Origin of the sequence: Vibrio sp. 10N.222.46.A1, assembly GCF_041473595.1 — a bacterium.
Taxonomy (GTDB): Bacteria; Pseudomonadota; Gammaproteobacteria; order Enterobacterales; family Vibrionaceae; genus Vibrio; species Vibrio tasmaniensis_A.
In genome coordinates this window covers 1-5,715 of the sequence record NZ_JBFRSN010000566.1, presented here as the reverse complement: position 1 = coordinate 5,715, position 5,715 = coordinate 1, and the positions used below count along the sequence as shown (strand labels likewise).

Below are 5,715 nucleotides of genomic sequence, written 5' to 3'. Positions count from 1 at the left end.
AGCCAGTACAGGGCTCACTAACACAGCAGGATCAAGTTTGAAGAATCGAGCGACTATCGGTAACCCGCCGCCGAGTACAGTTGATATGGTCACTTGAATAAACAGAGCAACAGCAATCGCGTAAGCAATCATATTAATGTCGTAACCCCCCGTTGACTGGTTGTCACTGAATAATAAGATTCGGCCAATCATCACTAAGGCGATCGCAAGAGCTAAACAGATAGCAACTCTAAGCTCTTTCCATAGAACGTTGGCCCACTGGCGTTTCTTCAATTCCCCTGTGGCTAAGGCCCTAATGACCAAAGTCGCAGCTTGTGTTCCTGTGTTGCCACCCGCGGCAGCGATTACCGGCATATAGATCGCCAGAAGTACTAGCTGGCTAAGAATGTCTTCATACTGAGCAATGATAAGCCCAGAGACAATGCCCAGCAGTGCTAAGGCAATAATCCAACCGATACGCTGCCTAACATGGCTAAGCACTCCAGTTGAAAGGTAACCCTGTTGTGGTTCAACCTCTGAGTAGATCAGCCCTAATTGGTGAGCTAGATGTCGAGAGCGCTTCTCAAAGCCCTGCTCTTCTAGCTCACTAAGTAAAGTCTGAATCGTACTAAGAGAGCATTGCCCAAGCACTAACACCGCATCTTCAAGTGGCATTCGGTTTAAAAGGTTAATTTGTTGCTCACGTCCGTACTGTTGAAAAGCATTCGATACAGCTTGGATGTCTTGCTCTGAGTACAGAGCTTCAATAGATAAAAAAGTGTTGTTCATTACCGTCATGGCGAATCTCCCGATTGGCAAAGGTAACGACCATCAAAACAAGTAGCCTATAGAGAGTACCCCGAGAGTATAAAGCGGTGTACACCAAGAGCGTATAGCTATATACATCAAGAACATACAACTAAGCGCACCAAGAGCTTAAAGCACTGATGTGTCTACTTGTTAGAATCTAGAGTGTGGAAAAGAATGAGGGGGAAAACAAAGATACCCTACCCGAACGGCAGGATAATAGATCAATACCGAGACAGGTTATTCTTCTCCATTCAAACTAGGAGGATGGTCGGTATTGTTCATAAAAATCTCCAAAATTACTGTCAATATGACAGCGCGCATAGTGTAGCAATGCACGTTCAAAAACTTCGTCAACTTTGTGTCAATAAAAAAGGCATCCGTGGATGCCTTTTGTTCAATTATTGATGTGTGTTATTACTTAATAGTAATACGAGCAAACTTACGCTTACCTACTTGGTAAACTGCAGTACCTGCTTCAGGTACAAACTTGCTGTCTTCAATCTTCTCGCCTTCAAGCTTAGCAGCGCCTTGCTTGATCATACGCATCGCATCAGAAGTCGAGTTTACAAGACCCGCTTCTTTTAGAACGTTCGCAATCGGTAGGCCGGCTTCGAATTCAAATTCAGGCATTTCATCAGGAACTTGGTTCTTAGCAAAACGGTTAACGAACTCTTGCTCAGCCGCTTCAGCATCGGCTTCGCTGTGGAAACGAGCAATGATCTCTTTAGCAAGAAGTACTTTCACGTCACGAGGGTTTTTGCCCGCCTCAACGCCAGCTTTCAGTTCCGCAACTTCTTCAAGAGGACGGAAAGACAGTAGCTCGTAGTAGCTCCACATTAAATCGTCAGAGATAGACATAATCTTACCAAACATCTCGCTTGGTGCTTCGCTGATACCGATGTAGTTGTGCGCAGACTTAGACATCTTCTTAACGCCGTCTAGACCAACAAGTAGTGGCATCATCAGTACCGCTTGTGGTTTTTGACCTGCTGCTTTTTGCAGTTCACGACCCATAAGAAGGTTAAACTTCTGGTCAGTACCGCCAAGCTCAACATCGCTCTCTAGTGCAACAGAGTCGTGACCTTGAAGAAGTGGGTACATGAATTCGTGGATTGCGATCGGTTGACCACCAGCGTAACGCTTTTTAAAGTCATCACGCTCAAGCATACGAGCAACAGTTTGGTTAGAAGCAAGACGAATCATGCCTTCTGCACCAAGCTCAGATAACCACTCAGAGTTGAAACGAATTTGCGTTTTCGCAGGATCTAGAATCTTGAATACTTGCTCTTTGTAAGTTTCAGCATTCTTCAATACGTCTTCACGGCTTAGCGGTGGACGTGTTGAGTTCTTACCTGATGGATCACCAACCATTGCTGTGAAATCACCGATAAGGAACGTCACTTCATGACCAAGCTCTTGGAAAGCACGAAGCTTGTTAAAGATAACCGTATGGCCTAGGTGGATATCTGGAGCGGTTGGATCGGCACCCAGTTTAATGCGTAAAGGACGACCTTCTTTTAGTTTCGCAATCAGTTCGTCTTCTGGAATCAGTTCTTCTACGCCACGTTTGATCTCGGCTAGTGCAGCTTCAATACTCGCCATTCTTGTTCACTCCCACAGATTTGGCAAAAATATAATAATTAGACATCTTACTTGAATAGCGATGTATTTTGAAACCAGTTACACTATTCCGTCGTCTATTTTCATAATATTTACAGAACGAACCGGAACATGTTGTCTATTTTTGCACGCCTTCCCATTTTGCACCGGGCATTTATCGCATTTTTTAGTGCCGTAATTTTTATCGCTATTTTCTTACTCCCCGACGTCAACAGCTTACGTGACGATACGGGAGCTTTAGTCGTTGGAAAACACTACCCACTGACGATCAGTGCATCAGCACTTGTTAGCTCAAGTGACGCACCACCGACGGCAGTACTCAAATGGGAGAAATACACCGTTCGCTCTGGCGAAAGCACCTCTGTTTTATTTGAACGTATTGGCCTTTCATACCGTTTACTGATCACTCTACTCAATACCAACAACGATATTAAAAAGCAGCTGTCCAATCTAAGACCTGGCGACGTATTACAATTCGGCTTTGATGAAAACAACGACCTTATTCAGTTGAAGCGACAACTTAGTGCGTTTGAAAGCTTCAAAATCACTAAGTCTGGCGATTCATTCTCCTCTAGCTTCGACAAAAAGGAAGTGGCCTACCAATACAACTATGCCGAAGCCAACATCACGTCTAACTTCTGGAACGCCGGCGTCAATGCAGGCCTAACTGCAAACCAAATTATGGAACTGGCGGGCATCTTCGGTTGGGATATCGACTTTGCGTTGGATATTCGCAACAACGACAGCTTTAAGATTTTGTACCAAGAGAAAGTCGTTGAAGGCGAAGTGATTGGTCGCGGCAAGATCATGGCGGCAGTATTCAAAAACCAAGGTGATTCATTTACCGCGGTATTAGATGATAGAAGCGGCAACTACTTCGATGAAAATGGTCGTGCTATGAAGAAAGCCTTCTTGCGCTCACCGATTGATTTTCGCCGTGTAACATCGAACTTTAACCCTCGTAGAAAACACCCAGTAACCGGTAAGGTTCGAGCTCACCGAGGCACCGACTACGCAGCCCCTGTTGGCACACCTATCTGGGCAGCCGGTGACGGTATTGTTCAGAAATCGGGTTACAACCAATTCAATGGTAACTACGTGTTCATTCGCCACAGCAACACCTATATCACTAAATACCTGCATATGAAGCGACGTATGGTGAAAACAGGTCAGCGCGTAAAACAAGGCCAAACCATTGGTACTTTGGGCGGTACAGGCCGTGTGACTGGCCCGCACTTACACTATGAATTCTTGGTCAATGGCGTACATAAAAATGCGCGAACCGTGAAATTACCGCAATCTAAGTCGTTAACCGGTAAAGCAAAAGCAACCTTTATTGCCAACTCAGAGATTCGACTGAATAACCTTGAGCGATACGGCCAGTTGCTAGCGACTAATTAGGCAACTAGATACCAATTAGGTTAAGAGCCCTATAAACCAACGAAAAGAGCGCCCACCAAGGCGCTCTTTTTTATGTTCATCGAACCACTGTATCTACTATTTTTCAGGCTTCTTATCTCGCCCTAGCATCAGCAAACAAGGCGTCAGCACCAAGGTTAGTACTGTCGCAAATGCCAAACCTCCCGCAATCGCCGTAGCGAGTTGCGACCACCATTGCGTACTCGGCGCGCCAAACTCTATTTTTTGATTAATCAGATCGATGTTCATTTCTAACACCATCGGCATCAAACCTAATATGGTAGTGACCGTAGTAAGCATCACTGGTCTTAAACGCTGAACACCGGTTCTCAGAATTGCATCGCGCTTATCTAAGCCTCTTTTGATTAACTGATTATAGGTATCAATCAGCACGATATTGTTGTTCACCACTATACCTGCCAGTGCAATCACTCCAATACCGGACATCACGATACCAAACGGACGTTGGAAGATAAGCAGACCAACAAACACACCAACCGTAGAGAACAGCACCGCACTAAGAATCAGGAATGCTTGATAGAAACTATTAAACTGAGTAATCAAAATCAACGCCATTACCGCCAGTGCAACCATGAATGCACTTTGTAAGAAGGCAGAAGAGTTTTCTTGCTCTTCATTTTGACCACGGATACGAAATTCTACGCTATTAGGTAGCCCCAATTCACTTAACGCTTGCTCAATCTTTGGCAGTTCGAGGGCAAGGTTATAGCCCTCTTCCATATCCGCCATGATGTTCACTACGCGCTTACCATCGAGGCGTTTAATCGTATCTTGCTTGTGGTCGGGAACAATCTGAGCAAAGTTGGTGATCGGCACCAAGCCAGCAGGTGTTTTGACTCTCAACTGGTCAAAGCGTCCGATATCTCTTTTATCATTAGGGTAACGCACCAAGATATCGACCTCTTCTGATGAGTCATCAGGCAGGTAATCACCAATCTTGAGACCATTGGTAACGAATTGAACGGTATTACCCACCAAGGTCGCATCAGCGGAAAAGCGTGCGGCATCGTCTCGGCGAATATCCACTTTCCAATCAATGCCATCTTTGCTTGCTGTATCACTGATGTTAGTCAGAGCTTGATTACCATCCGCCCAGTTTCTTACAATTTTTGCAGCCTGATTCAGCTGTTCTGGTGTTGTTGCTGACAGCTCAATCACTAAATCATTTTCAACCGGAGGCCCTGCATCTGGAAACTTATATTCAATCTCAACACCAGCGTATTGATCGGTTTGCACCTTCAATTCATCAATAATCGCTTTAACACTACGACGATATTGCCAATCAACAGGAGTAATCGAGATCAAGCCAATCTGGTCGTCCCCCCCCGTGCGTGTGTAAACAGTATCGAACTCATCATGATTAAGCATCATTTGCTCAATATCGCGCATGATGTCATCTTTTTCTTGAATAGAAAGATCACCATGTGAGCGAACTTTGACATTAAAGAATGGTGGATCAACCTCAGGGAAGAACTCTGCACCTAGGCCCGCTTTGGAGTAAGTAAAACCAACTGCAACCGCGAGCAATATCGCACTGAACAGAATCTTAAAGGGATGCTTAATCGCAATCGAAAGCGTGTGGTAATACGCCTTGGTTAAGCCCGTTGCTTGTGAAAAATCACCATTATGCAGTGCCACCATTCGAGCTTGGCTCTTGGGCGATACGTATTGAGGTTTGCCAATCAAGCCACCTAATACCGGTACAAACAACAACGCCATAATCAATGAAGCGGTTAGCGTTGCAATCAGTGTTAGTGGCAGAAACTTCATGAATTCGCCTGTCACATCCGGCCAAAACAGTAACGGAGCAAATGCAGCTAAGGTTGTCGCTGTCGATGCGGTTATCGGCCACGCCATCCGTTTCGC

General features: G+C 45.2%; 4 protein-coding genes. 1 reads left to right on the top strand and 3 read right to left on the bottom strand.

Annotated features, from left to right (window positions below; all coding sequences use genetic code 11):
* On the bottom strand, positions 1–777 hold a 777-nt coding region (locus AB4496_RS16075), incomplete at its 3' end, for a magnesium transporter (RefSeq protein WP_372131355.1).
* Between the two features lie 426 nt (positions 778–1,203).
* Positions 1,204–2,391, bottom strand: coding sequence for a tyrosine--tRNA ligase (gene tyrS / locus AB4496_RS16070; RefSeq protein WP_004734518.1), 1,188 nt, complete (start codon positions 2,389–2,391; stop codon positions 1,204–1,206).
* A 129-nt stretch (positions 2,392–2,520) separates the two neighbouring features.
* Between tyrS and AB4496_RS16065 the strand changes: the two genes are divergently transcribed.
* A complete protein-coding gene (locus AB4496_RS16065) occupies positions 2,521–3,810 on the top strand; it encodes a peptidoglycan DD-metalloendopeptidase family protein (RefSeq protein WP_009847553.1) in 1,290 nt (429 codons plus the stop codon).
* 96 nt (positions 3,811–3,906) lie between these two features.
* On the opposite strand, the gene AB4496_RS16060 is transcribed toward AB4496_RS16065, so the two are convergent.
* Positions 3,907–5,715: efflux RND transporter permease subunit (locus AB4496_RS16060; RefSeq protein WP_372131353.1), on the bottom strand; the 1,809-nt coding region annotated here is incomplete at its 5' end.

Excerpts from the sequence above, each read along its gene's own strand:
- tyrS (WP_004734518.1), bottom strand. The coding sequence starts at position 2,391 with ATGGCGAGTATTGAAGCTGCACTAGCCGAGATCAAACGTGGCGTAGAA.
- AB4496_RS16065 (WP_009847553.1), top strand. The coding sequence starts at position 2,521 with ATGTTGTCTATTTTTGCACGCCTTCCCATTTTGCACCGGGCATTTATC.